27 protein-coding genes are annotated in these 26,514 nt (G+C 66.2%); 14 read left to right on the forward strand and 13 right to left on the reverse strand.

The features are described from left to right. From ACYPXD_RS15240 to ACYPXD_RS15250, 3 genes are all read left to right on the forward strand, one after another. Positions 1 to 333: hypothetical protein (locus ACYPXD_RS15240; protein ID WP_459712655.1), on the forward strand; the 333-nt coding region annotated here is incomplete at its 5' end. A 5-nt stretch (positions 334 to 338) separates the two neighbouring features. Next, positions 339 to 1,739 (forward strand): c-type cytochrome, encoded by a 1,401-nt coding sequence (locus tag ACYPXD_RS15245; protein ID WP_459712657.1) that lies wholly within the window; start codon positions 339 to 341, stop codon positions 1,737 to 1,739. A 45-nt stretch (positions 1,740 to 1,784) separates the two neighbouring features. Then, positions 1,785 to 2,099 (forward strand): hypothetical protein, encoded by a 315-nt coding sequence (locus ACYPXD_RS15250; RefSeq protein ID WP_459712659.1) that lies wholly within the window; start codon positions 1,785 to 1,787, stop codon positions 2,097 to 2,099. Positions 2,100 to 2,294: 195 nt separating this feature from the next. On the opposite strand, the gene ACYPXD_RS15255 is transcribed toward ACYPXD_RS15250, so the two are convergent. Beyond that, complete coding sequence (locus ACYPXD_RS15255; RefSeq protein ID WP_459712662.1) at positions 2,295 to 3,935, reverse strand: FAD-dependent oxidoreductase; 1,641 nt, start codon at positions 3,933 to 3,935, stop codon at positions 2,295 to 2,297. A gap of 332 nt (positions 3,936 to 4,267) precedes the next feature. Further along, entirely contained in the window at positions 4,268 to 4,579 is a 312-nt protein-coding gene (locus tag ACYPXD_RS15260; RefSeq protein WP_459712664.1) for a hypothetical protein, read from the reverse strand. 27 nt (positions 4,580 to 4,606) lie between these two features. Here ACYPXD_RS15260 and ACYPXD_RS15265 point away from each other — a divergent pair, with 27 nt between their 5' ends. From ACYPXD_RS15265 to ACYPXD_RS15275, 3 genes are read left to right on the forward strand one after another with little or no spacing between them, the layout of a single operon-like run. Further along, a complete protein-coding gene (locus tag ACYPXD_RS15265; protein ID WP_459712666.1) occupies positions 4,607 to 5,734 on the forward strand; it encodes an acyl-CoA dehydrogenase in 1,128 nt (375 codons plus the stop codon). Positions 5,735 to 5,751: 17 nt separating this feature from the next. Continuing rightward, positions 5,752 to 6,384, forward strand: a complete 633-nt coding sequence (locus ACYPXD_RS15270; protein ID WP_459712668.1) for a class I SAM-dependent methyltransferase — start codon at positions 5,752 to 5,754, stop codon at positions 6,382 to 6,384. Next, positions 6,381 to 7,034, forward strand: coding sequence for a glycosyltransferase family 2 protein (locus ACYPXD_RS15275; protein WP_459712671.1), 654 nt, complete (start codon positions 6,381 to 6,383; stop codon positions 7,032 to 7,034). Before ACYPXD_RS15270 ends, ACYPXD_RS15275 begins: the two co-directional genes overlap by 4 nt. Before the next feature lie 20 nt (positions 7,035 to 7,054). Here ACYPXD_RS15275 and ACYPXD_RS15280 read toward each other — a convergent pair whose 3' ends face one another. Together ACYPXD_RS15280 and ACYPXD_RS15285 are read right to left on the reverse strand one after the other, a co-directional pair. Next, positions 7,055 to 7,279: a hypothetical protein gene (locus tag ACYPXD_RS15280; protein ID WP_459712674.1), complete on the reverse strand. Its 225-nt coding sequence runs from the start codon at positions 7,277 to 7,279 to the stop codon at positions 7,055 to 7,057. Positions 7,280 to 7,492: 213 nt separating this feature from the next. Further along, positions 7,493 to 8,251 (reverse strand): Pr6Pr family membrane protein, encoded by a 759-nt coding sequence (locus ACYPXD_RS15285; protein ID WP_459712676.1) that lies wholly within the window; start codon positions 8,249 to 8,251, stop codon positions 7,493 to 7,495. Between the two features lie 181 nt (positions 8,252 to 8,432). On the opposite strand from ACYPXD_RS15285, the gene ACYPXD_RS15290 reads away from it, so the two are divergent. From ACYPXD_RS15290 to ACYPXD_RS15300, 3 genes are all read left to right on the forward strand, one after another. Continuing rightward, positions 8,433 to 9,581 (forward strand): GGDEF domain-containing protein, encoded by a 1,149-nt coding sequence (locus ACYPXD_RS15290; protein ID WP_459712679.1) that lies wholly within the window; start codon positions 8,433 to 8,435, stop codon positions 9,579 to 9,581. Positions 9,582 to 9,823: 242 nt separating this feature from the next. Beyond that, positions 9,824 to 10,273 (forward strand): helix-turn-helix transcriptional regulator, encoded by a 450-nt coding sequence (locus ACYPXD_RS15295; protein WP_459712683.1) that lies wholly within the window; start codon positions 9,824 to 9,826, stop codon positions 10,271 to 10,273. Between the two features lie 2 nt (positions 10,274 to 10,275). Beyond that, entirely contained in the window at positions 10,276 to 11,610 is a 1,335-nt protein-coding gene (locus ACYPXD_RS15300) for a type II toxin-antitoxin system HipA family toxin (protein ID WP_459712685.1), read from the forward strand. Between the two features lie 43 nt (positions 11,611 to 11,653). Here ACYPXD_RS15300 and ACYPXD_RS15305 read toward each other — a convergent pair whose 3' ends face one another. From ACYPXD_RS15305 to ddpX, 6 genes are all read right to left on the reverse strand, one after another. Continuing rightward, entirely contained in the window at positions 11,654 to 12,451 is a 798-nt protein-coding gene (locus ACYPXD_RS15305; protein WP_459713340.1) for an ABC transporter ATP-binding protein, read from the reverse strand. A gap of 8 nt (positions 12,452 to 12,459) precedes the next feature. Next, positions 12,460 to 13,410: an ABC transporter ATP-binding protein gene (locus ACYPXD_RS15310; protein WP_459712687.1), complete on the reverse strand. Its 951-nt coding sequence runs from the start codon at positions 13,408 to 13,410 to the stop codon at positions 12,460 to 12,462. Positions 13,411 to 13,414: 4 nt separating this feature from the next. Further along, complete coding sequence (gene nikC, locus ACYPXD_RS15315; protein ID WP_459712689.1) at positions 13,415 to 14,341, reverse strand: nickel transporter permease; 927 nt, start codon at positions 14,339 to 14,341, stop codon at positions 13,415 to 13,417. Between the two features lie 106 nt (positions 14,342 to 14,447). After that, positions 14,448 to 15,518: an ABC transporter permease gene (locus ACYPXD_RS15320; protein ID WP_459712691.1), complete on the reverse strand. Its 1,071-nt coding sequence runs from the start codon at positions 15,516 to 15,518 to the stop codon at positions 14,448 to 14,450. An 11-nt stretch (positions 15,519 to 15,529) separates the two neighbouring features. Then, the gene (locus ACYPXD_RS15325; protein WP_459712693.1) at positions 15,530 to 17,140 is read right to left on the reverse strand and encodes an ABC transporter substrate-binding protein; all 1,611 of its coding nucleotides are present in this window, start codon (positions 17,138 to 17,140) and stop codon (positions 15,530 to 15,532) included. A gap of 13 nt (positions 17,141 to 17,153) precedes the next feature. Further along, positions 17,154 to 17,732: a D-alanyl-D-alanine dipeptidase gene (gene ddpX / locus ACYPXD_RS15330; protein WP_459712696.1), complete on the reverse strand. Its 579-nt coding sequence runs from the start codon at positions 17,730 to 17,732 to the stop codon at positions 17,154 to 17,156. Positions 17,733 to 18,087: 355 nt separating this feature from the next. Between ddpX and ACYPXD_RS15335 the strand changes: the two genes are divergently transcribed. After that, positions 18,088 to 19,392, forward strand: a complete 1,305-nt coding sequence (locus ACYPXD_RS15335) for an epoxide hydrolase family protein (RefSeq protein WP_459712698.1) — start codon at positions 18,088 to 18,090, stop codon at positions 19,390 to 19,392. Positions 19,393 to 19,446: 54 nt separating this feature from the next. Here the strand turns inward: ACYPXD_RS15335 and ACYPXD_RS15340 are convergent, their stop codons facing one another. Both ACYPXD_RS15340 and mscL read right to left on the reverse strand, forming a co-directional pair. Further along, a complete protein-coding gene (locus ACYPXD_RS15340; protein ID WP_459712700.1) occupies positions 19,447 to 19,674 on the reverse strand; it encodes a hypothetical protein in 228 nt (75 codons plus the stop codon). Positions 19,675 to 19,834: 160 nt separating this feature from the next. Next, positions 19,835 to 20,299: a large conductance mechanosensitive channel protein MscL gene (gene mscL / locus ACYPXD_RS15345; RefSeq protein WP_459712702.1), complete on the reverse strand. Its 465-nt coding sequence runs from the start codon at positions 20,297 to 20,299 to the stop codon at positions 19,835 to 19,837. 308 nt (positions 20,300 to 20,607) lie between these two features. Here mscL and ACYPXD_RS15350 point away from each other — a divergent pair, with 308 nt between their 5' ends. The 4 genes from ACYPXD_RS15350 (at position 20,608) to ACYPXD_RS15365 (ending at position 25,739) form a co-directional block, all read left to right on the forward strand. Then, the gene (locus ACYPXD_RS15350) at positions 20,608 to 22,941 is read left to right on the forward strand and encodes a xanthine dehydrogenase family protein molybdopterin-binding subunit (protein WP_459712704.1); all 2,334 of its coding nucleotides are present in this window, start codon (positions 20,608 to 20,610) and stop codon (positions 22,939 to 22,941) included. Between the two features lie 43 nt (positions 22,942 to 22,984). After that, positions 22,985 to 23,446, forward strand: coding sequence for a (2Fe-2S)-binding protein (locus ACYPXD_RS15355; protein WP_459712706.1), 462 nt, complete (start codon positions 22,985 to 22,987; stop codon positions 23,444 to 23,446). Positions 23,447 to 23,659: 213 nt separating this feature from the next. Beyond that, on the forward strand, positions 23,660 to 24,259 hold the full coding sequence (locus ACYPXD_RS15360; RefSeq protein ID WP_459712709.1) for a hypothetical protein: 600 nt from the start codon (positions 23,660 to 23,662) through the stop codon (positions 24,257 to 24,259). Positions 24,260 to 24,401: 142 nt separating this feature from the next. Then, the gene (locus tag ACYPXD_RS15365; RefSeq protein ID WP_459712711.1) at positions 24,402 to 25,739 is read left to right on the forward strand and encodes a DUF2325 domain-containing protein; all 1,338 of its coding nucleotides are present in this window, start codon (positions 24,402 to 24,404) and stop codon (positions 25,737 to 25,739) included. Between the two features lie 27 nt (positions 25,740 to 25,766). Here the strand turns inward: ACYPXD_RS15365 and ACYPXD_RS15370 are convergent, their stop codons facing one another. After that, a complete protein-coding gene (locus tag ACYPXD_RS15370) occupies positions 25,767 to 26,090 on the reverse strand; it encodes a winged helix-turn-helix domain-containing protein (protein WP_459713342.1) in 324 nt (107 codons plus the stop codon). Positions 26,091 to 26,514: the final 424 nt, after the last annotated feature.

Consider the following 26,514-nt stretch of genomic DNA (forward strand, 5'->3'; position numbering starts at 1 on the left):
ATGGTCGCGGGTGAAGTGCTGACCGCGAATGTGTGCGCATTGTCCGACGCGATCCGTCCGCAGGGGCCGCCGTCATGGGCGATGCCGGTGCTGATCGCGGTGAGCGTGGCGTGCTGCGTGCTCGCTGTCGCGGGCGTCGTGATCGCCTGGCGCAATGTCGTGTTGACGCGCGAAAAGAACAAGCGTCCGCTCGAGGGCCGCGCGCGACGCGTCGCGGAACTCGAGTGGTTTCTCGCGCGGGTCGGCGCGTTGTCGAGCGCACTGTTCATGTTCGGCATGATCGTCACCGTGCTCGCGGTGGTGATCGTGTCGCCGTGCGGCGGCCCATGGTGATGGCGATGCAAAGACGCGCAACGTTCGCGGCCGGTATCGCCGCAATCGTGATCGCGGCCGCGATGTCGGGCGCGGTGCTGTTCGCGGTAAGCGCGATGCCGCGCCGTGCCGGCGCACAAACGCCCGTCGCGCGGTTCGACACGAGCGACGCGAAGCTGATCGCAAAGGGCGAGTACCTCGCGAAAGCTGCCGATTGCGCGGGCTGCCACACGGCGCCGCCGGGCGGGACATCGGGCCGGGCGCCGCTGCATCCGGCCGCGCCGTTCGCGGGTGGCCTGCCGATGGGCTCGCCGTTCGGCACGATCTTCTCGTCGAACATCACGCCGGACCCGCACGCGGGAATCGGCCGCTACCGCTACGACGATTTCGCGCGCGCCGTGCGCGAGGGCGTGGCGCCCGGCAATAAACGGCTTTATCCGGCCATGCCGTTCCCGTCGTTTGCGAAGATCAACGACGACGACATGCACGCGCTCTACGCGTATTTCATGCATGGCGTGCAGCCCGTCGCGACACCGGCGCCGCCGACGAAGCTGCCGTTTCCGTTCAACCAGCGCTGGGCGCTGATGTTCTGGAGCTTCGCATTCGCGCCGAACGAGGTGTACGTGCCGCGCTCGACGCAAAGTGCGCAATGGAATCGCGGCGCCTATCTCGTGCAGTCGCTCGGGCACTGCGGCGCGTGCCATACGCCGCGCGGCCCCGCTTACCAGGAGCGCGGTTACGACCAGGGATCGCGCCTCTATCTGACCGGCGGCACGAACGACCACTGGTTCGCGCCCAACCTGACGGGCGATGCGGGCTCGGGCCTTGGCCGCGTTCCGGAAGAGGCCATCGTCGCGTTTCTGCGCAGCGGACATGGCGAACTGGCGGGACAGGCCGCGCACGGCGGCGGATTCGTCACGTTCGGCAGCATGGTGCAGGTCGTCGAGGACAGCACGCAATACATGAGCGACGACGATCTCCATGCGATTGCCGGCTATCTGAAGAGTCTGCCGCCGCGCGAGTCTTCAGGGCATTTCGACGACCGTTCGCGCGCCGCGTTGCGTACCGTGCGCGCGCTCAATACCGGCGATGTCGAGTTGCCGGGCGCCGGTCTCTATCAGGGCTTTTGCGCGCGCTGCCACAAGGCCGACGGCATGGGCGAGCCGTTGAAGTATCCGCGCCTCGCCGGCAATCCCGCGGTGCTGAGCCCGCATACCGATTCGCTCGTGCGGCTGCTGGTCGAAGGCGGCGAAGCACCGCATACGCAGACCGGGCCGGAGCCGAAGAAGATGCCTGCGTTCGCGGGCACGCTGACCGATACGGAAATGGCCCGCGTGCTGACTTTCGTGCGCAATGCGTGGGGCAACGACGCGCCGCCCGTCACCGCGCGCGACGTGCGCAGCCTGCGCGACAGTCTTGGCAAGTGAATCGGCAAGCGAATGGGTGAATGAAGGGCAGGAGGCCTTGCAACGATGACCGCGACCTCGAACGGTGCACCCGCGAAGAGCGCCCAGCGCGCCGTTCGCGAAGCCGAACCGCAGGCGGACGCTGATACCGACGGTGCTTATCGCGCTGCTGGCAACCGCGATCGCATCGAAGGGCGCGATCTGGGCGCCGGCTGTGATGAGATCGTTTCGCGGCACGGGTTTGTCGAGCGGCCGAATCCGCCGCGGCTACGCGCGTCGCTCGAGGGTCAGCCGGGCCCGCCCGGTCAACTCTGCGACTGGCATTTCGAGTCGAAGCGTACGACCTTGTTCCTGCCGCGCGACGAAGGGATGCCCGGCTGATGCCCGGCTGCTCGCACGGACAGATGCGTCGCCGGCGCGAGCGGCTGTTCGGCGAGAGGACGTTTCATTCGGCGTCCAGTGCCGAGCATGACGGGCTATCGGGCGGAAGAGGTCGTCGAGTTGGGCGTGCAGGGTGGGCTGTAGAGACGGCGCGCGCTCGATGGGCAAACCGAGGCCGAATGGCGCGCACGCGCCTCAGGTGTTCCAGTCGCCATCGGCTGCGATCAACCGCCTGGCGTCGTCGCAGTGCAGCGGCTCGCGCATCGCTTCAGCCAGCTTCGCAAGCGCCGTATCGCGGCCGCAGCCGAGCGCGCCCGCGACAAAACCATGCTTGCACAGCAGGGCGATGAAGTCGTATTGATCCGGCGTGCCCGTCATCACCACGTCGTCCCACGATTGCGGATGACCGAGGTAGTTGAAGTTCCGGTCGAAGTGGTAAGTCCAGAAGAACGGTACGAGCGACTCCAGATCGCCGCCGCAGGCCATCGCGCGAGCCGCTCTGCGCGCGTGCTGTTGCGCGACGCGCCAGTGCTCGATGCGCACGCGGCGGTTGTCGCCGTACGGAAACGCGGCGACGTCGCCCGCCGCATACAGGTTTTCGGCGACGCGCATCGAAGCGTCGACGTTCAGTCCGCCGTCGTCGTTGTGCGTGACACCGGTCACGAAATGCGTGGCGGGCGCGACGCCGGTGCCTGCGATCAACAGGTCGCAATCGAGCGCATCGCCGCCCGACAGCCGCACGCGCAGCGGGTTGCCTGACTCGACGCCTTCGATTTGCGTGCGCATGCGGAATTCGGTGCCGTTCTCTTCATGCAGCTTCATAAAGATGCGCCCGAGTTCGACGCCGAACTGCTTTTCGAACGGCACGCTGTCCGGCGAGACGACCGTAACGCGCAACGTGCGCTTGCGCAGCGACGCGGCCACTTCGAGCCCGATAAAGCCGCCGCCGAGCACGACCGCATGTTTCGCCTGCGCGGCGAGTTCGGCGAGGCGCGCCGCGTCGGCGCGATTGCGCAGCAATAACAGCCGCTCGTTGAGTGCCGGGTCTTCGCTGCCGCGCAACGGCGGCATTTTCGGTATGCCGCCCGTCGCAATCAGCGCCGCGTCGTAGTGCAGCATCGGCTGGCCGTCGAACTCGATTTCGCGACGCTTCGCATCGAGCCGCGTTGCATGCGCGTGCAGCCGCTCGATGTTGTGCTCTTCGAAAAAGCCCTCGGGCAAAAGCGGCGGCACATCGTCGATTTTCATGTCGCCGGACGGCACGAATTTGCTGAGCACGGTGCGGTCGTACGGCGCGTGCGCGTCGTCGTCGATCAGCACGATGCGCTCGCGATAACCGAATTCACGCAGCGCCGCGCACGCGGCCGCGCCGGCCGCACCGGCGCCGACGATGGCGAAGACGCGTGGCGTCGCCGCTTTTGCCGCGTTTGCTTTCCCGACGGCGCCACTTTGCTGAACGCTGGCCTGCGCCCCAGTTGCGCCCGCGCCGCTCGCGGACCCGGCCAACGGCCTCGCTTCGGCGTCGCTCGACACGAGCACGTCGCCGCCGTCGATTTTTACCGGGTAGCTTGTCAGCGGCAGCAGCGCCGGCGGTTCGACGATCGCGCCGCTGGCGATATCGAACGTGGCCTTGTGCCACGGGCAGATCAATCGCCCATGGCAAACCGCGCCTTCCTCGAGCGGCGCGCCCGCGTGCGGGCAATCCGCCCCGTAGGCGTGAACGGTGTCGCCGGCACGGATCAGCACGATCGGTGTGTCGCCGATCTTGACACGGCGGGGACGGGCTTCTTCGAGATCGGCGAGCGCGGCGACCTTTTGCATCGGTTGAGTGGACATGGGAAACCTCGTAACGGTCATGTCGTGAAACGCCTGGTCGCGAACGGTGCGGGACGTGATGCGCGCGGCGCGTGTCAGCAGATGGACGCGGCGGGACGCGGCGCGCGATTCGCAACCGACGGCGGATGCGGGAACGCGTTGCAAACACTGTGCCGATGCTTGCAAAAAGTTTTCCGCGCGATCGGGCGTTCGGGTCGACAGGCTCGTCTGGGCGGGCTGCCATGCAGTCTCTGCGGATAGGCATGTCGCTTGCGGTTCCGTCTGCAATGTCATGGCATGTGTATTGACCTGCGTCAGACCGATTCGTGCGCTTCGCGAATCGCTTCGCACGGTCAGGCGCCTGCCGCAATGATTCCCCGACGGAGGTCACGATGAACCACATCGGCAACGATGCGGCGCGCGACGTTGTGCGCCGCGTGCAAGGCGCGGCAGGCGCGCGACAGGGTCGAACAGGCGCGGCGCAAGCCGGCCCACGCGATGGCGGCGACGCTGAACGCATCGATCGTCGTACGCGCGATGCCGGTCAGGCGGACGACGTCAGCCGCACGGAGCAGGGCGACGCGCGACAAGACAACTACGCCGATCGCGTGGGTCAGACAAATCGAAATCGCGCGCATGGCGATGCGGAGCAGGGTGGGCTGCATCGCGCGCTCGAGCAACAGCTTGCCGCCATGCGCTTCACCACCGATGCGCCGCAAAGTCGCGGCGCCGCGCTCGAAGCGCTGTGCGCGCGCGGGCTCGACCGCTTGCCGCTGCCGGGACGGGGACGCACCGTCGAGCGTTGGAGCGCGCTCGCCGCGGTCGCCGCGTGCGACCTGGCGCTCGTCAAGCTCTACGAAGGGCATACCGACGCACTCGCGATTCTCGCCGAACTGCGCGCGTCCGGACTCGCGGCGCCGGGGCAACGTTGGGGCGTCTGGGCCGCCGAGCCGCCGAACCGGAAAGTGACGGCGATGACGGAGCGTCATGGCACGCGCGGCAATACGCGTAATGGCGCCCTTAACGACGGGCCTGACAACGCACGTACCGATGTCCGGGATCGTCCGCTGGAAAACGCGGGAACTGGCGCCGCACTGCGTCTCGAAGGCGTCAAGCCCTGGTGCTCGGGCGCCGCGTTGCTCACGCATGCACTCGTCACGGTGTCGCATGACGGCGAGCCTCTGCTTGCGGCGGTCGAACTCGCGCAGCCATCGGTCCATGTCTCGGACGGCGGCTGGAACGCAATCGGTATGGCGGCGACCGGCACGAGCGAAGTCTGTTTCGACGGCGCGCTTGCGTGGCAGGTCGGCGCGGCGGGCGCCTATCTCGCGCGGCCCGGCTTCTGGCACGGCGGCGCCGGTATTGCCGCGTGCTGGTATGGCTGCGCGGCCGACATCGCCGCCGTGCTGCGTGCGCACGTCGTGCGGCGCCAGGATCCGCATGCGTGCGCCCATCTGGGCGCGGCCGACGCGCAGCTGGCCGCCGCCGGCGCGCTGCTGCGCGAGACCGCTGCATGGATCGACCGCTATCCACGCGCCGACGCGATGCGCCGCGTGATGCGCGCGCGCCTCGCCGTCGAAGAGGCCGCGACATCGGTGCTCGCGCATGCGACACGCGCGCTCGGCCCCGGTCCCTTATGCACGGATCTTCACTTTGCGCGCGCGGCCGCGGATTTGCCGGTGTTTCTGCGCCAAAGCCATGCGGAACGCGATGCGGCGTCGCTCGGCGAAGCCTTGCGCCATGCGTCCGATCGGTTTGCTCTGCTCGACCCGCTCGCGTGCGAGGAGCCGGACGCGCAGTGGCCACTTTTCCGTCTGTAGTGCGAGGAGTTGACTACATGGCGCTTTCCAGCACCTATTTCGAAAACCTGTACCGCGCAGACGACGACCCGTGGGGCTACCGCCACCGCTGGTACGAACGCCGCAAGCAGCAACTGACGCTCGCGGCACTGCCGCGCGAGCGTTTTCGACGCGCCTTCGAGCCTGCCTGCGCGAACGGCGAGTTGACGGCGCTGCTCGCCGCGCGCTGCGAGGCGCTCTTTGCGTGCGATCTGAGTGGCCGCGCGGTGCAACTGGCGCGTGAACGTTGCGCGCAGTTACGCAATGTGGCGATCGAGCAGCGCGTGCTGCCGCACGAGTGGCCCCATGCGCATCCGCACGAGACGCACGACACGCACGGCGGGCGGTTCGATCTGATCGTTATCGGCGAACTCGCGTACTACCTCGATGCCGATGAAATCGCACAGCTGGCGCAACGCGCGTGTGCGTCGCTTTCCGCCGACGGCACGCTCGTCGCGTGCCATTGGCGCCACGCCTTCGTCGAACGGCGCCAGTCGGCCGAGGCTGCGCATGCCGCGCTCGACCGCTGCGCTTCGCTGACCCGCATCGTTCATCACGAAGAACCCGACCTGCTGCTCGATGTGTGGTCGGCGGACGGCCGTTCGGTCGCGCAACAGGAGGGACTCGCATGATCGGCATCGTGATTCCGGCGCATAACGAAGCGGACCTGCTCGGCGCGAGCCTGCGGGCGGCGTGCGAGGCGGCGCGACATCCGCGTCTGCGTGGCGAAGCGGTGCAGATCGTCGTCGTGCTCGATAGCTGCGACGACGACAGCGCCGCCGTTGCGCGCGATTTCAGTGTCGAGACGATCGAGATCGAGGCGCGCAATGTCGGCATCGCGCGCGCGGCCGGTGCCGACCGGCTGCTCGCACGCGGCGCACGCTGGCTCGCATTCACCGATGCCGATAGCCGCGTCGCGCCGGACTGGCTTGCCGCGCAGCTCGCGCTGCGCGCGCCGGCGGTGTGCGGGCCCGTGGTCGTCGACGACTGGACGCCGCATCACGAACGCACGCGATCCGCGTTCTATCGCGCGTACATGGATACGGACGGGCACCGGCATGTGCACGGTGCGAACATCGGCGTGTCGGCGCGCGCGTACCGCCGCGCAGGCGGTTTTCCGCCGCTGGCGTGCAGTGAAGACGTTGCGCTCGTCGATCTGCTTATCGCGGCCGGTGAGCGCATCGCGTGGAGCGCGGCGCCGCGCGTCGTCACGAGCGCGCGCACCGATGCGCGTGTGCGCGGCGGATTCGGCGATACGCTTGCGGCGCTGGCCGCGGATTGACGGGCGGCAGAGCGGCCCGGTCAGCAGGCGGCGCGCGCTGCGCGGATGCGCATGCGCGTCGGCGGTGCCTCCGGTGGCGGGTCGCCGGCCGGCGGCGGCGTGCCGCCGGGCTCCCGTTCGGGCACGGCAGGCGCGTCGGGATCGTCGCTCGGCGGCGCTGTCGGATCGGGTTCGATTTCAGGCGGCGTCGGGGTGTGAAGACGCCAGTTGCGTGTGCCTTGCGGCAGATGACGTGTCATGGTCATGAGTCGGCTCGCTTGCGGTTCGTGGGCGCTATCGGCGTCGCGAATGACGGCCGACGCGCTCGCTCCCTGCAGAAGGGGCAATCCTCATGCCACACATCGCCGACCTGACATCGTCGAAAGCCGTGCTTCGCCAGGCGGTCCGCACGCGAGGTCGCTTATACAAGCGAATCGCGCTGACGGGATGACGCGATATATCGAAGAACGAAGCGCGCGCTATCGCCCCGCATCGCGAGTCACGTCCTGCCGCGCGTTTTGAACGATCGATGCTTCGCGCGTGCGCCGCGGCCGCCGGTGATTGATCGCGATAAATAGCGCCATCAGCGCAGCAAACGCGCCCACCAGCAGAATCTCGTTGATCAGCACACGCTCGTAGCCGAGTTCGAGGACGTCGATAAAAGGATACGGATAGAAGTCCGACAGCGCGCCGCGCAGCATCGTCATGGCGATATACGCGAGCGGATAGACGAGCCACAACAGGCTGCGTCGAATCGTCAGATGAAAGCGCGGCACGAACAGCAGCCAGTAAAGCGCGCAGAGCACCGGCAATACCGAATGCAGGCTTTCATTGACGACCGACCGGTAGCCGTGCGGTGTCCCCAGATGGCGCAGCAGCACGTTGTATGCGAGGCCGACGAAGACCATGTACACGACGATTGCCGTGACCACCGTCGGCGCGCGGAAGAAGCGGCCGAGCGGCGTGGGCGGCCGCAGCGCAATGCAGGTGAAGCTGATGGCGCACAACAGCGCCGTCAGGTTCGTCAGATAGCTGCTCATGCGCTCGAGCGCATCGAGCACGTCATAGCCGCGCGCGGCGAGCCGTCCGATCGTGATGTCGGTTTGCGCGGCGAATGCAAGCCACGCGACGAGCGCGATCAATGCAGCGGCGGTCAACGGTGCGGCGCTCGGCGTGTGCAGCGGCAATTCGGGCCCGTCGCGCGAGGGTGGCGCAGGCAAGGTCGGCGGTGTAGTCATGCGTCGATTTTAAACACGACATGTCGTCCATGCCTTTCAGGTTCGTGCCTATCAAGAAATGCGGGTTACGTGCCGTAAACTCACATAGTCCGACAATCTCGTTGCGCAGCCTTGCCGGCATCGGGCGCTGCCGCATCGCTTGTGCAACTTCAGCGGCGCTTTGCGCTATACCGCTCCGCCCATGCTCGACCCAGTCAATATCCTGATCGTGACCGTGCTCTCCGGCATCATGAGCATGGCCGTGCTCGGCTCATTGCGGCCGGCGGCGATCCCAGGCGTCGGCTACTGGATCAGCGGCAACTCGCTCGCGATTGTCGGGCTCATTCTGTTCGCACTGCAACGCACCACACCGCTTTATCTGTCGGTGATGATCGCCAACGGCATCTTCTCGATAGCAGTGCTGCAGATGTTGCAGGGTTGCCGCCAGTTCTTCGGACGGCGGCCGATCGAATTCGGCGAATACGTATGCTGGGCCGCGATGATGATCGGCTTCCTGTGCTGGACCTACGTCGTGCCCGACATCAATGCGCGCATTCTGCTCGCGTCGCTGTTTCACGCGTATGTGTACGCGTCGGTCGGCTGGATCACCTATAAGGGCCATATACCTGGGCGGCCGAAATACAGCTACCACTTCGTCGCCGCGACCGCCTCGCTCGGCGCGCTAGGCCATCTGTCGCGCGGGCTCATCTACGGGTTCGGCCTGGTGCACCAGACGGCCTTGCTGCAGCCGAATGTGGTGAACGTGACGTTCCTCGGCCTCGGCATTCTGGCACTGCCGTCGCTGTCGATCGGCATGGTGATGCTCGCGCACGACCGGATGGCCGAGCGGCTCGAGCGCTGGGCGAACCTCGATGAACTGACGGGTGCGCTCACGCGCCGCGCGTTTCTCGCGCGCGCGGAAGCGCGGCTTGCTCACGCGGTCGCGAACGGGACGCGGCTGTCGATCGCGATCATCGATATCGATCACTTCAAGGCGATCAACGACGAGCACGGGCACGCCTGCGGCGACGAGGTGCTCGCGCATTTCGGCCGCGTCGTCGCGGCGAACATCCGCTCGACCGATCTGTTCGGGCGTCTCGGCGGCGAGGAGTTCGCGGTGCTCTGTCCATCGACGGGGCGCGCGGACGCGGTCGAGCAGCTCGACCGGCTGCGCGCGAAAATCGCCGGCTGCGGCTGCCCGATCTCCGCCGGCGAACGGCTCGTCTATACGTTCAGCGGGGGCGCGGACGAACATCGGCGCGGCGAAACGCTCGCCCATCTGATGGCGCGCGCGGACGCCGCGCTTTATGCGGCGAAGGCGCGGGGAAGGAACCGGGTGATGGCGGGGTGAGGGCCGGTGTAAACGTCGGACGGCGTCTTGGGTGGTGGTTTGGGCGGTGGCTTGGGCGGCGCACGCGGCAGTCCGGCGAGCGGGTTCCTGATTACAGCCTTTAGACTGTATTTTGCATTTACAGTCTATAATCTGTATTTCAAATTTACAGCCTATTCCCTGTATTGCGTACAGCCCTTGGGCTGTAGTATCGTTTCACAGGTAATCGACTGTATTCGGGCGATCAAAGCGGAGGTGGGACCGTGGAGTATCCCGTTCGTACAGCCAGCGAGCTTCACCTGATGCTCAGGGCCTTCCGGAAATCGGCCGGCCTCACCCAGGCCGGCATGGCGGCCCTCCTCGGCATCAGGCAGCAGACCTACGCGGCGCTCGAAGCCAATCCGGGCTCGGCCAGCACCGAGCGCGTGCTCCGGGTGTTGCGCATCCTGAAGGTCGACATGACCCTCAGTTGGTCGGTGCGCCCCCGGCGCACCGTGCCCCGCACCGCTTCTCCGCCGGATACAGGCAAGCGGTTGCAAGCGGGCGGCAAGCCGAAAGCGGGCGCCGCGGCACAGAAGCGTGCCGCCGGCAGCGTCGCCGCGAAGGGAAAGCAGGGCGCCGCGGCTGCGGCAGGCGGCGCCAAGGGAACGAAAGAGGCCGCGTCGGCGCGCAAGACAACGGAACGTGTGATTCGTAAGCGAGAGGATTGGTAACCATGATGCGTGGCACCCGTGCGAACAGACTCGACATCTGGATGAACGGGCTGCCCGTCGGTTACTGGGAAGTCTCCCGCGGCGCCGAGCGGCTCGCCTACCGCGACGACTGGGTGGCGGACGAGCAGGGCCGCCCGTTATCGCTCTCATTGCCCTTTACGCCGGGAAACCAGCCGTACCAGGGGCCTGAGGTCGAAGCCTTCTTCGACAACCTGCTGCCCGACAGCGAGGCGATCCGGCGGCGCATCGCCGTGCGCTACCGGGCGCGCGACACGTCGTCTTTCGCCATGCTCACGGAGTTGGGCCGCGACTGCGTCGGTGCGATCCAGTTGCTGCCGCCGGATGAATCGCCGGCGGATCTGCAGTGCATCCGCGGCAGGCCGCTCGACGAGGCGGCAGTTGCGAAACTGTTGCGCGACACCACGGCCACAGGCGTGCTTGGCCGGCACGATCCTGTGGGAGACCTGCGCCTGTCTATCGCCGGCGCCCAGGAGAAAACCGCGCTGTTGTGGCATGACGGCCAATGGCTGCTGCCGGAAGGCAGCACCCCCACCACGCATATTTTCAAGCTCCCGCTCGGGCGGGTCGGTAACATGCAGGCCGATATGCACACATCGGTCGAAAACGAATGGCTCTGCTCGAAGATCGTTGCCGCGTACGGACTGCCGGTGGCCGACTGCGCCATTGCGCGCTTCGACGACCAGAAAGTTCTCGTTGTCACGCGCTTCGATCGCAGGCTTGCCAGCGATCGCCGCTGGATCCTGAGGCTTCCGCAAGAGGACATGTGTCAGGCCACCGGTACACCGGCGCTGCGCAAGTACGAGAGCGACGGTGGGCCCGGCATCGAGCGCATCACGGAAATTCTCCTGAGCGCCGAAGACGCCGCTTCGGACCGGCGCAATTTCTTCGTGACGCAGATCGTGTTCTGGCTTCTCGCGGCCACCGACGGCCACGCGAAGAACTTCAGCATTGCTCATTTCCCACGCAATCAATACCGGTCGACGCCGCTCTACGACGTGCTGTCCGCTCACCCGATTATCGGCAACGGGCGCAACCGCCTTGCACGGCAGAAGGCGAAGCTCGCGATGTCGGTGCGCGGTCAGGACAAGCACTATCACATCGAAGCAATCCAGCGGCGCCACTGGATCGCGCAAGGCGCGCGCATCGGCTACCCGGCCGTGCAGGTGGAGGAGATGATTGCGCAGGTCGCGCTTCGCACCGACGCGGTAATCGACGACGTATCGGCTCAATTGCCGGCCGGGTTCCCGACCGATGTCGCCACGAAGGTTTTCGACGGAATGAGGCGCTTCAACAAGCGGCTAAAGGCGGCGCAGTAACGACGACGACGTCCGCGCATGGCATCTTCCACCTGCCATACCGCTATAGCGCCGCATCCACCCCGATCGCATCGGCCACATTGCGCCGATAACCCGCGGTCGCAAGCAGCAGGCTGCGTGTGTATTCATGCTGCACACGGTGCTCGCGCACGGCATCGATGTCGAGTGCTTCGACCATCTCGCCGTTGCGCATCACGGCGACGCGCGAGCACAGAAAGCCGACCACGGCGAGATTGTGGCTCACCAGCACGAGGGTCAGGCCGCGCTCGCGCGCAAGACGCCGCAGCAGGTTGAGTATTTCGGCCTGCACCGATACATCGAGCGCCGATGTCGGTTCGTCGAGCAGCAGCACACGCGGCTCGACAATCAGCGCGCGGGCGATGGCCACGCGCTGCCGCTGGCCGCCCGACAGCTGATGCGGATAGCGGAAACGATAGGCCGGCCCGAGCCCGACCTCGCGCAGCGCGGCCGCAATGCGTTCGTCTTCGCGATCGAGGCCGTTGATCGCGAGCGGCTCGCGCAGCGTTTGGTCGACGGTAAAGCGCGGATGCAGCGATCCGTACGGGTCCTGAAACACCATTTGCACTTCGCGCCGCAGCGCCTCGTCGCGCGAACCGCGTTTGGCCTGCGCGCCGACGAGGCGCCCACCGATCGCAACGCGTCCGCCGGCAATCGGCACGAGTCCCGTCAACGCGCGTAACACCGTCGATTTGCCGGAGCCCGATTCGCCGACCAGTCCAAATGCTTCGCCGGCTTGCACCTGAAAACTGGCATCGCGTACGGCGTCGAATGGTCCGCTTTTCGTGCGAAAGCGCACCGTGAGCGCATCGACGTCGATCATCGGGTCGTTCATGCGGACGCTCCCTGATGCGTGCTGTCGCGCGAATCCGCAAGCCATGCCGGATCGCGCGCGAGCACCGGCAATTCGTCCGGTGGGTGAGCGAGCGGCGGGTTCGCGGCCAGCAGCCCACGCGTATACGGGTGTTGCGCGTGCAACAGATCGCGCGCCGCGCAGGTTTCGACGACACGCCCCGCATACATGACGACGACGCGATCGCAGAACGACATCACGAGCGGCAGATCGTGGCTGATAAAAATCAGCCCGGTGCCGTGCTTCGCGATCGTTTCGTCGAGAATCGCGAGCACTTGCGCGGCGACAAGCACATCGAGCGCGCTCGTCGGTTCGTCGGCGACCAGCAGGCGCGGGCCGGTCGACACCATCATCGCGATCATCACGCGCTGCCCCATGCCGCCCGACAGCTCGTGCGGATACGCATCCGCGACGCGCTGCGGATTGCAGATATGCACGGCCGCCAGCGCCTCGACGATCTTCTCGCGCATCTCGCGGCGGCCGGTTTTCGGCGCGTGCAGCGCGAACGCTTCGCGCATCTGTTCGGCCACCGTCATGACCGGGTTCAGCGAATATTTGGGGTCCTGCAGGATCATGCCCATCTGTTGCCCGCACAACTGCCGGCGCTTGCGTGCGCTCAACCCGAGCAGGTCCGTGCCGTCGAAGCGCAGCGTGTTCGCGCGCATCTGCGCGGCGGGTGGCAGCAAGCCGAGCAAGGCACGGCCCGTCAGCGATTTGCCCGAACCGGATTCGCCGACGATGCCAAGGCGCTCGCCGCGGTTCAGCGTGAACGACACACCGCGTACCGCGTCGGCAAGCGTGCCGTCGTGGCCGCGAAAGGCGATGCGCAGATCGTCGATTTCGGCGAGCGCGGAGGCGGCGAGGGCCTGCGCAGCGTCGCCCGTCGAAGCGCTGCCAGAAGTGCTCGTGATCGGAGAAGCATCTGTCATGTCGTCAGTCTCCATGCCGCGGATCGAACACGTCGCGCAGTCCGTCGCCGAGCAGATTGAACGCGAGGCTCACCACCAGGATCGCGCAGCCCGGAATGGTCGCGACCCACCATGCGTTGAGCAGCACGTTGCGGCCCGACGCAACCATATAGCCCCACTCGGGGCTCGGCGGCTGCGCGCCGAGACCGAGAAAACCGAGGCCCGCGACGGTCAGAATGATGCCCGCCATATCGAGCGTCGCGCGCACGATGACCGACGACGAGCACAGCGGCACGATATAGCGCAGCAGAATCCGCGCGCGCGATGCGCCTTGCAGCCGCGCGACGTGGATAAAGTCCGCGTCGACGAGCCGCAGCGTTTCGGCGCGCGCAAGGCGCGCATAAGCGGGCCATGCGGTAATCGAGATCGCGATGACCGCGTTGATCACGCCGGGCCCGACGGCCGCCGCGAACGCGAGCGCGAGCACGATCTTCGGAAACGCGAGCGCGATATCGGTGACGCGCATCAGCACGTTGTCGATCCAGCCGCCGAAAAAGCCCGCCACCGTGCCGATCAGAAGACCGATCGGCACCACGACGACCACCACGAGGATCGCGATCGACAGCGTGATACGCGCGCCGTCAATGAGCCGGGACAGGATGTCGCGGCCGAGCTGGTCGGTGCCGAGCCAGTGCGATGCCGAGCCCGGCGGCAGCAGCCGGTCGGACAGCACCTGGCGCAGCGGGTCGTGCGGCGCGACGAGCGGCCCGCATGCGGCAATTGCGATCAGCAGCACCAGGATCGCGAAGCCGAACAGCGATAACGGATTGCCGGCAAAGCGGCGCCAGCGGCGATACGCGAGGCCGAGCGCGGCCTGGCGGCGCGAGGCGGGCGCGTCGCTCAGGAGCCACGCGCGCCAGCCCGACGCGCGTGGCGGCGGCTCGTCGGTCACGGGCGCCTCCTGCGCGGACGCGGCGCGCTCGTCGGGCGACGCAGTCGATTCGGATGAAGGGCGGACACGGCTCATCAATACGTGGAATGCGGGTAGCGATGCATGGTCAGCGGGCGCGCGGGTCGAACACGCGGTACAGCGCGTCGGTCAGCAGATTGAGCGCGATAAACGTCGCGCCGATCACGAGCGTGCTGCCGAGCACCGCGTTCATATCGGCGTTCAGCAGCGCGCCGGTCAGATACGAACCGATGCCGGGCCACGCGAACACGATTTCGGTCAGCACCGAGCCTTCGAGCAGAAAGCTGTACGACAGCGCAATCACGGTCAGAAGCGGCACCATGATGTTGCCGAACGCGTGCCGCCAGATCACGCGCCGCTCGGGCAAGCCCTTCGCGCGTGCCGTCGTGATGTATTCCTGGCTTAGCTGATCGAGCATGAACGAGCGTGTCATCCGGCTCAGATAGGCGACCGAGTAGTAGCCGAGGATCGCGGCCGGCAGCGCGATATGCGACAGCGCGTTGAGGAACACCTCCCATTCGCCGGCAATCAGCGCATCGATCAGCAGACTGCCGGTGTGCGTATCGACCATGCCGTCGTAGACCGGGTCGAGTCGGCCGGGCCCGCCCACCCAATGCAATCTCGCGTAAAACAGCAGCAAGCCCATGAGCCCGAGCCAGAACACGGGCACCGAACTGCCGATCAGGCCGACAAAGCGCGCGAGGTGATCGATCCAGCGGTTATGCCGGACCGCCGCAAGCACGCCGAGTGGTATGCCGATCAGCACGCCGATCAGGGTCGATAGCGTCGCGAGTTCGAGTGTGGCCGGAAACACGCGCCGGATGTCGTCGAGCACCGGGTTGGCGGTGAGCAGCGACATGCCGAGATTGCCGTGCAGCACGTCGCGTGCGTAGAGCCCGAACTGGACCGCGAGCGGCTGGTCGAGGCCCAGTTGGGCGCGCGCGGCCGCGTAGGCGGTGGCGGAGGCGCGGTCGCCGACTACCGCGAACACCGGATCGATCGGCACCTTGCGGCCGATCACGAACGTCACCGCAAGCAGCCCGACGAACGTGATGGCGAGCGTCAGCACCCAGCGCAGCCCGCGCAACGCCCGGCGCAGGCCCGCGTGCCGGGCAGGCAGCGCGCGCAGGCGGTCGAAGGGCGTGACGGGAGTCGACATGGTGGCTCCGGTTATGGCTGCTTCTTCAGGTGCAGATACGACACGAGATCGTTGATCGGACCGACTTCGATGCCGCTCACGCCCGGCCGCATCGCAACCTGCGACACCTGCTGGAACAGGATGACGAACGGCGAACTGGCGAGCATCTGCTTCTGCATCGTCTGGTAAAGCTGCGCGCGCTTCGTCGTAGACGATTCAGCGAGCGCTTCGTTCGTCTCCTTCGTCAGATCGGGAATGTTCCACGAATTGCGCCAGGCGAGCATCTTGTACGCGGACTTGTCCGAATTGTCGGGGTTCCATGCGAAGCCCTGCGCATTGCTGTGCGGATCGATATAGTCGGCCGACCATTCGCCGATATAGATATCGTGCTGCCGCGCGCGGTATTTCGCGAGCGTCTGCTTGTTGTCGCCGGGAATGAGCTCGACCTGGATGCCGCCTTGCGCGAGATTCGCCTGCACCGCCTGCGCAATGTCGCTGTACGGGTAGCCGCTGCGCACGTCCATCGTAACCTTGAAGCCGTTCGGCAAGCCCGCTTTCGCAAGCAGCGCTTTTGCCTTCGCGACATCCTGGTGATACGGGTTGTCGTTCAGCGCGCCGAGAAAACCTTCGGGCAGAAAGGTCTGGTGCACCTTGAACGTGGTCTTGGCGATATTGGTTTGAATGCCGTTGTAGTCGATCAGCCATTTCATGGCTTGCTGTACGTCGGGCTTCGCGAGATTCGGGTTTTTCACGTTCAGGCCCAGATACAGCAGCGTCGCCTGCGGCACGGCCATGACATGCGCCTTGCCCGATTTTTCGAGCGCGGCGAGGTCGTCGGGGCTCAGATTGCGCGCGATGTCGGCGTCGCCGTTTTCGAGCAGCAGACGCTGCGTCGCGGCTTCGGGCACGTGACGCAGCACGATGCGTTTCATCGCGAGCGGCACACGGTAACCGTCGAAGCGCTGCAGAATCAGGCTCTCGTTCGCGGTCCACTTGACGAGCTTGTACGCGCCCGAGCCGGCTTCGTTCGTGCGCAGCCATTCGTTGCCGAAATCGTTGTTCTTCTGGTGCGCGAGCAGCAACTGCCGGTCGACCACCGATGCGGGCCACGCGCCGAGCACGTTGAGCACGAAGGTCGGCGCGTATTTCTGGTCGGTGCTTACGCTGACCGTCGTGTCGTCGATCTTCTTCACCCGTTGCAGCACATTGTCCTTGGTGAGGCCGATGCCTTGCAGCACCGCGGCCGCGCCCTTGTCGAGCAGCACCGTGCGCTGGATCGACCAGGCGACGTCATCGGCCGTGAGCGGATTGCCGGAATGGAACTTGAGCCCGCTTTTGATCTTGAACGTGAATGTCAACCCGTCGGGACTCACGGTCCACGATTGCGCGACGTCGCCGTTGAATTTCGACGGGTCCTTGAGGTCGACGCGCACGAGCCGGTCGTAGGTGTTCGCGACGTACTCCTCGGGGACGAGCTCGTAGACTTCGCCCGGATCGAGCGTCGAGAACTCGTCGAGCATCGTCGCCATCACGAGCATGTCTTTCGGCGTCGCGGCGCCGGCGGGCGTGCTGGCCGTCAGCGCGAATCCCATCGAAGCAGCCAGTGCGGCCGCGGCGAGCACGTTGCGCAAACCCTGTTTCATTCGTCTGTTCCCCTTACATGAGCCGCAGCGGCCCGCTGTCCGCGTTGTCGATCAGCGGCAGCGCGAGCGCACCCGGCAATTCGTAGTGCCACCATTCGCTTTTGATATGCGTGAAACCCGCCGCGTGCATCACGCCGAGCAATATCAGGCGATTGCGCTGCACAGGCTCCGGCAGGCCCGGATGAAAGTGCTCGGATTCGACCGTCATCGCATCGAAGCCCGTGCCCATATCGAGCGCTGCGCCGTTCGCATCGATCAGCGTGAGGTCGACCGCCGCGCCGCGGCTATGGTTCGAGCCGCGCTTCACGTCGGCGATATAGGTCGGGTCGGGCAGAAAGTCCCACAGCACCTGCTGCGCTTGCGGCGGACGGTACGCGTCGAAGATGCGCAGCGTGAGGCCGCTGTCGCGTGCGATCGCAATCGCGGCGCGCAACGCGGCTTCGGCCGGCTCGAGCAGCAGGCAGTGCGCGTGTTGGTAGATCGGTTTGCCCGTCAGATTGCGCCCGGTGGCGTAGACGAGATCGATGTCGACACCGTGCGTGTCGCGGGTGATGGGAATCAGTTTTGAGGTGCGATTGATGGGTTCGGTCATGTACGGAATGAATGGTAGGCATCTGACAAGGCCAAAAAACACAGCGCTAGCTTAAAAAATCAATTGGCGTTGGTCGAGCAATAGTTTTTGAGGGAAAACGCCAGGTGGCGTGCAGGTCGAGGCGCGGATACCGCAGATTACATGCCGCTACAAATCCATGGGAAATCGACAACTGCGCGACAACTCCGGTACAAGCGGGCCGAACACAATACCGGCAAGCGAGCGCAAGGCAGAGATCGTTCGTGACCGTCTTCCCGACACCCCGTTCGCAGGAGAATCACGCATGTTTGCAGCAGCCCGCCCGACTCCGTCTTGCCGCTCTTACCTCCCTCATCGCGCCCGCCGCCTACTGGCCATGGCGACCGGTCTTGTGCTGCTCGCCGCCGCGGGCCACGTGCGCACCGCCGATGCGGCCGATGCGGCCTCGACCGCGCCCCCCGTCAGCAGCACCAACGGCGACGAGAGCATCCGGCCGTATCGGGTTCACGTTCCGCAGGCGCAACTCGACGATCTGAAGCGGCGCATCGCGCAAACGCGCTGGCCCGACAGCGAAACCGTCAAGGACGATTCGCAGGGTATCCAGCTCGCCAGCGTGCAGGAACTCGTGCGCTACTGGGGCACCGGCTACGACTGGCGCAAGGCCGAGGCGCAACTGAATGCGCTGCCGGAATTCGTGACGACGATCGATGGCGTCGATATCCAGTTCATCCACGTCCGCTCGCGCAATCCGAACGCGTTGCCGGTCATCCTCACGCACGGCTGGCCCGGCTCCACCTTCGAGTTCATCAAGGCGATCGGCCCGCTGACCAACCCCGAGGCCTATGGCGGGCGGGCCGAAGACGCGTTCGATGTGGTGATTCCGTCGATCCCCGGTTACGGCTTTTCCGGCAAACCGAAGGACGTGGGTTGGGGGCCCGATCGCACCGCGCGAGCGTGGGATGTGCTGATGAAGCGGCTCGGGTACCGCCAGTACGTATCGCAGGGCGGCGACCACGGCTCGGTGATCGCCGACGCGCTGGCGCGGCAGGCGCCGGACGGCCTGCTCGCGATTCATCTCAACATGCCGGCTACAGTGCCGGGCGAACTCACGAAATCGATCAACGGCGGCGACCCCGCACCGGCCGGATTGACGCCTGCCGAGCGCGACGCGTACGACTCGCTCAGCACGTTCTTCGGTCGAAACGCGGCGTATGGCGCGATGATGGTGACCCGCCCGCAGACGATCGGCTACTCACTCGCGGATTCGCCCGCCGGCATGGCGGCCTGGATGGTCGAGAAGTTCGCGCAATGGAGCGACAGCGGCGGCGACCCCGAGCGCGTGCTGACGAAGGACGAAATGCTCAACGACGTCACGCTGTACTGGCTCACCAATACAGGCGCGTCGTCGTCGCGGTTCTATTGGGAAAACAACAATAACAACTTCAGCTCCGCCGCGCAGAAAACGACCGACATCAAGGTTCCGGTCGCGATTTCCGTATTTCCGCACGAGATCTATCGCGCGCCGAAGAGCTGGAGCGAGCGTGCGTATCCGACGCTGTACTACTACCATCAGGTCGCAAAGGGCGGTCACTTCGCCGCGTGGGAGCAACCGCAACTGTTCGCCGACGAGTTGCGTGCGGCGTTCAGGCCGGTGCGGCGTCAGTATGGTCGGGCGGCGTAGCGCGCAAGCGTGGCGCAGGCGGTGCCGCCGCGGCCTGGGCGCCGCGCCGTTCTTCTAGCCATGCTCCCCGGGGCGCTTGCCTGTGTCCGGCGGCGCACGGTCCGGTTCGGGTTCCGGTATGCCGATGTCGGGTACGTCGGCCGGGGTTCCCGGGCTCGGCGCGTCGGGGACGGCCGGCTGATCGGGAATCGGCGGGTCCGACGCGGGGTCGCTCGCCGCGAGACCGGATGCGCGCGGGTCGGTGTGCGAGTGTGCTTGCGGGTTTGCGTGATTCGGCAGCATGGGCAGCCTCCTTGTTGCGGCGCACGAGTGGTGCACGAGGCGTGCACCGGGCGATGCATCGAGCGCGAAGCTCAGACCGTCGCGCCGCTCATATCGACGGGTGATGACAGTCGAGCATGTGGCGTTCCCGCATCGTCATCGCGCACCGCGGCACCGGCGTTCAAACGCGCTGCCTTTGATCCTTCAACTCGTCGCGAATCTCGCGCAGCAGCAAGACGTCTTCGGGCGGCGCGGCGGGCGCTGCCGGCGTATCGGGTGCGGTCTTTTCGAGCTCGCGCAGCTTGTTGATGAACTTGACGAGCAGAAACACGATAAACGCGAGAATCAGGAAGTTGAGCACGACGGTGATGAACGAGCCGTAGCCGACCACGGCCACGCCTGCCGTCTGCAGATCCTTGTACGAATCGGGATTGCCCTTGAAGCTCGCCGGTAAGGCGCCGATCCGGACGAACTTGTTCGAGAAGTCGATATTCCCGGTCACGATGCCGACGATCGGCATGATCAGATCCTTCACGATCGAATTGACGATCGTCGAAAACGCGCCGCCGATGATCACACCGACCGCGAGGTCCATCACGTTGCCCTTGATCGCAAACTGCTTGAACTCCTGAAAAACGCCTGCCATGGTGGGTTCCTCCGTACCTGTCGAACGCAGAGTCGGTTAGCGAATTGCATTCCCGCCTACGCAAGGTGCGATTTCGCGCACTAAGATGCATGAAAGCGCTGTGCAGCCGGAGCGCGGACAGGACAGCCCGGGGCATCGCGGGAGCGATGCCGGCCGTCTTTGCCGGTCGCACGGCCGGCTTTCATTCGAGAAGGCGCCTGTGCGTTTTACCTGATGTCCGCTCATCGCGACCTCTGCCGCCGGTCAGGGGCGCCGGTGGGCCGTGGCGACCGATATAACCATCGTCAAGAACCGCTGCGTAGCGTGCCATGGTCAAGCGTAGAACCTTCCTTGTCGGCGGTGCCGCGACGCTCGGCGCGCTCGTGGTCGGCTGGTCCGCGCTGCCGCCGCGCCAGCGGCTGACGCCGGGCGAGCCGCTCGCCGTGCAGCCCGCGCAGACGGCGATGAACGGCTGGGTCAAGATCGGCGCCGACAACCGCGTGACCGTGATGGTGTGCCGCGCCGAGATGGGGCAGGGCGTGCACACGGGCCTTGCGATGCTGGTCGCCGAGGAACTCGATGCGGACTGGTCGACGGTTGGCGTCGAGGCCGCGCCGGTCGACCGGATTTACAACAACGTGGAAAGCGTCGCCGGCAATCTGCCGTTTCGTCCCGACGACGACAGCGTGGTCAAGGGGCTCTTCACATGGCTTGCGCGCAAGAGCGCACGCGAGACCGGCGCGATGATGACGGGCGGTTCGACGTCGCTCAACGATGCGTGGCTGCCGATGCGCGAAGCCGGCGCCGCCGCGCGCGCGATGCTGATCGAGGCGGCCGCGACGCAGTGGGGCGTGCCGCTCGAGCAGTGCCATACGAAAGCGGGCCGTGTCTACGACGGTCCGATCGACGCGCCCGCCGATGGCATCACCTCGACCGCCACGCGCAGTGCCACGTACGGCGAACTCGCGCCGCTTGCTGCGCGCCAGCCGCTGCCGCGCAAGATCGAACTGAAAGATCCGGCCGCGTTCAGGCTGATCGGCAAGCCGCTCGCGCGAATCGAGGCGCCGTCGAAGCTCGACGGCTCGGCGCGCTTCGGTATCGATGCCACGCCCGACGGGTTGCTGTACGCGAGTGTCGCGATGTGTCCGGTGCCTGGCGGCGCGGTCGCGCATTTCGACGGCGCGGTCGCGGCCGTGCAGCCCGGCGTGGTCAGCGTGTTCGCGGTGCCGCCTTTTCACGGCGGCACGGGCGGTGTCACGGTGATCGCCGATAACGCCTATACGGCGATGCACGCGCTCGATGCGGTGAAGTGCGAATGGAAGATTGACGACGCCACGCGCGTGTCGAGCACGGATGCGATGCGGCGCCTTGCCGAAGCGCTCGACGATAGCGCGGGCCACACGTGGTACGCGCGCGGCGACGCCGATGCCGCGCTTGGCATCGCCGCGCGCACGATCAGCGCCGAATACCGCGTGCCGTATCTCGCGCATGCGGCGCTCGAGCCGATCAACTGCACCGCGCAGGTCAACAACGATGGCTCGGCGATCGTCTGGGCCGCGACGCAGGTGCCTGACGTCGCGCGCCGCTATACGGCGCAGATGCTCGGCATTGCCGAAGAGAAAGTCGACTTGCGTCAGCAGCTGATCGGCGGCGCCTTCGGCAGGCGGCTCGAAATGGACTACATCGCGCAAGCGGTCGCGATTGCGAACAAGGTGCGCGGCACGCCGGTGCAAACGATCTGGACGCGCCCGCAGGACATGACGCACGACTTCTATCGCCCGGCATGCGTCTCGCGTTTTACCGCGGGACTCGACGATGCGGGAGCGGTGATCGCCTGGCGCAACACGTCGGCGAGCCAGTCGATCGTGACGAACTGGCTCGCGCGCAACTACGGCGTGCCCGGTTTTGTCGCGGCGCTCGGCCGCTCGTTCGACAAGACCAACGACGAAGGCGCATTCGATCAGCCGTACGAATGGCCCAACGTGCGCATCGGGCACAAGCCGGTGGCGCTGCCGGTGCCGGTCGGCTTCTGGCGCTCGGTCGGGCATTCGCATCAGGCGTTCTTTGTCGAGAGCTTCGTCGACGAACTGGCGGCCGCCGCGCGCAAGGACCCCGTTGCGTTTCGCGCGGCGCTGCTCGCCCATCATCCGCGTCATCTTGCGGTGCTGCGCCGGGTTGCGCAGCTCGCGGGCTGGCGTACGCCGCTCGAAGCCGACGAGCGTGGCCTTGCGCAGGCGCGCGGCCTTGCGCTGCATGAGGCGTTCGGCAGTATCGTCGGTCAGGTAGTCGAAGTATCGGTCGAAGCGGACAAGGCGAGGACGATTCATGTGAACCGCGTGGTTTGCGTAATCGATTGCGGCTTACCCGTGAATCCGAATCTGATCGCGCAGCAGCTCGAAGGGGCGATCGTGTTCGGACTATCCGCTGCGCTTTACGAATCGATCACGCTCGACGGCGGTGCGGTCAAAGAGCAGTACTACAGCGATTATCCGGTGGTGAGAATGGAGCAATGCCCGCGGATTCAAACTGAAGTCATGCCGAGCCGCGAGCATCCACAAGGCGTCGGCGAGGCGGCGACGCCGCCGGTTGCGCCGGCGGTCGCGAATGCGGTTTTCGCGCTGACGGGGCACCGGCTACGCGCGCTGCCGCTCAGGCTGGCGTGAAGGCGGCCCACTTTGCCCGGAATGGCGGGCGCGGGAGACGACGATGCTGTCTCTGAACATCAATGGACACGACACGGCGATCCGCTCCGATCCGGCGACGCCGCTGCTATGGGTGCTGCGCTGCGAGCTGAAACTGACCGGCACGAAGTTCGGCTGCGGTGTCGGCGTATGCGGCGCGTGCACGCTGCATATCGACGGCACCGCGCAGACCTGCTGCACGAAGCCGGTCGCGCAATTGCGCGGCGCGAAAATCACGACGATCGAAGGACTCAGCGGCGCGCAGGCGCGTGCGCTCAAGGCCGCATGGCTGCGCATCGACGTCGTGCAATGCGGCTACTGCCAGAGCGCTCAGTTGATGGCGGCCAGCGCGCTGCTGATGCGCAACCATAAACCCGGCCCCGCCGAAATCGATCAGGCGATGACGCCGGTGGTTTGCCGCTGCGGCACGTACCCGCGCATCCGGCAGGCTATTTACGAGGCGAGCGGGCAGACTCGCACAGGGTGACAGCGGGGCGCCTTCCGCCGCTTCCGCTGCTTCCACCGCTTTCGCAGCCGTTTTGCAGTGGTTTCCCGCCGCTTTCACGCACTTTCCCCATTCGCGCACGCTTTCAGAAAGGCCTCGCATCCATACACGTTTCGATATAGTATCGATATATTCGGTAGAATACATCGATCGTTACTATGTCACGTGCATGTGCAAGCGAATGGGAGAAGGGCCGTGAGTAGTCGCCGGCTCGCGGAATCGCGTGCGGGGCAGACGCCGCCGTCCGGCGCGCTGGCCGCCCACATCAGCACGCTCAAGCCGGCCGGCGTGGACGACCGCGCGCCGCTCATACGCGACGTGGTGGACGGCTTTATCCGTCTGCGTAACAGCGTATTGCGTTTCGTGCTGCTGTTCGCGGGCATCGATAACGCGGCGCTGCGCGACCAGTACGGCGCGGCGCCGATGCTGCGGCTTCTGAAGGTGCTTGACGCCGCCGCGCATGCCGCGCAATTCGACCGCATGCGCGAATTGAGGCGTGCGATCCGCGATGCGCGCGCGCTGGAGAAAATGCGCGACGCGGTATTTTCCGAGTCCTTCAGCAACGATCCGGCGGCACTGCGCGTGGCGGCGACCGAACTCGAGCGGGTCGACGCGATCCTTGTGGGCCTGTGCGTCGAACATGTGCTCGAGCGGCAACTCGCGACGCCGTTCGATGCGGCGCGCGTCGTGGCGCCGGCCAGAAGCGAGCGTCACGCGGTGGTCGGCTCGCGGCACGCGTATGCCGCGACGACGATATCCGACGATGGCGCGGGTGTGGCCACGGCGCTGCGCTAAATCCGGCATTCCCGCAACGATCGGCTTGCCGGTAGTCAGGCAATGAAAGCGGCCGGCTGCATCGGAAACGCGTCTCGTTATATTCAATGGTATATTTCGAAAACACGAATCCATCGTGACCCGAACCCGACACGAGGCCACCATGCAAGCTCCTCCGTTTCGTCTCGCCGCTGCGCGCGGCGTCGAGCGAACCGACGCTTACATCGGCGAGCGTCTGCGCGCGTCCGATGCGTGCTGCGCGCCGTCGCAAGGACAATTGCCAGGCCCGAAGCGCCGCACGCGGCTCGCGGAACTCGACTCGCATCTGCATTGCTCGATCATCGGCACATGCCTCTCCACGCATGAATTGCGCAAGCTCGTGCCGAAATTCACGCGGCTCGACCGGCAGAAGGCGACGGACCTCGAGATCCACCACGCGGCCGTCGAACTCGCCATCGAAGGCGGCGCGGGCGGCAAGGCGCTGCACAAGGCGCTCGACGAGCGCTACGCGGGCGCGCTGCGCCGCTTCGACGAGGCGAGAGACACCGACGCGCTGCTCGCACTGTGGAACGATGCGCTCAAACGCGGCGACATCCCGCCCGCGTACTGGGCGCTGATGACGCATCCACAGGCGACACTGCAGCTGCGCCAGGCCGCGTTCGGCGAACTGCACATGCTGTCGCATCTGGTCGGCGCCGCGAATCGCGCGGATATCCGGCGGCTCGTCGCGCTTGAACAGGAAAACGCCGAACTGCACGCGAAGATCGAGCGGCAGCAGCAGCGCTTGCAGCAGATGGCGCTCGAACGGGACGCGAGCGCGTATCGCGTCGACGAACTGAACGCGCAGATCGTGCGGCTTTCGGCGCGTGCCGCCGCGCCCGATTCAGATGCGCAACACGCTGAGGCGCAACGGCTGCGCGAGGCGATCGCGGCGCGCGACGCGCGCCTCGCCGTGCAGACGAGCCGCTGCGACGCAGCCGAGCAGCGCGTCGTGACCGAGCAGGAAAATGTGCGCCTCATGCGCGCCAGCCTCGACGATGCGCTCGCACTCCTGAGGGTGATTCAGGACGAGGCGCAGGCGCTCGAACGCACGATGCAGACGGTCAACGATACATCGAGCGCAAAGAGCGGCGCACTCGATATGCTGCAGGGCAAGCGCATCGTCTACGTGGGCGGGCGGCCCGGCTCGAATAGCGCGCTGCGGCGTCTCGTCGAATCCGCGGGCGGCGAGGTGACCGTGCACGACGGCGGCATCGAAGACCGCAAGGGTCTGCTGGCCGCGGCGCTGCCGAACGCGGATATGGTGGTGTTCCCCGTCGATTGCGTCGACCACGACTCGATGAACATGCTCAAGCGCGTCTGCGAACGCAGCCAGGTGGCGTACTATCCGCTGCGCACGGCGAGCGTGGCGAGCTTCGTCGAACGGGTCGCGCGGCTCGCGGCCGCCGAAGCGCCGGCGCCGGCGGCACGTGTATCGCGTTTCTGTTTGCGGCACGGGTGAGCGTGCGGCGCGCCGGCACCACGCTGTTTATCGCTTGATCATTCGCGTCAACGCCGAAATCTCGGCGGCACAGGCCGCGTAGGCCTGCGTTTCGATGCCGCGATAGAGCCGGATGATTTCCTCGCCGACCGGCGTGAGCATGCAGCCTCCGCCGCTTTGCCCGCCATGCTCGGCGACCGTCGCGGGCGACTTCAGCGATTTGTTCAATTCATCCATCAGCAGCCACGCGCGCCGATAGGACATGTTGAGGCTGCGCGCCGCGGCCGAGATCGAGCCGTGCTCCCTGACCGCTTCGAGCAATGCGACCTTGCCGGGGCCGAGCGCGATCGTGTCGGCGTGCTGGATGCGCATGCGGAACCTGACCTCAGGTTTCACGGTTGTCGACGTTTTCATCGTTGTATGCCGCGGTGGGGGCCGCGTTGTTCTGACGGTTTGATATCTGCGAAAGCATACACGACGCACGCCGCGCGCGGCGCGCATTGTCCTTGAGCGATGAACGCGTGTCGCCCACAGTCGTTTCTCGCAGCAGCCTGCACGCTGTCTGCAAAACGATACAGATCGCTTGCCCCCCTTTATTGAGACATAACCCCGCGCTACATTGCCGATCACACAATGCTTCGTGTGGATCCCATATCCTGGGTAAGCGCGGGCCGCCCGACACGGGCGATAAAGACCGACACACTTCTTCCCGAACCGGATTTCCATCGTGCCATGCCCGGCTTGCGCCGCGCATGGGGCGCGCGGTCGTCTGCGCGTCATGCTTAACAAGGATGTC

Source organism: Paraburkholderia sp. 2C, from assembly GCF_054589215.1.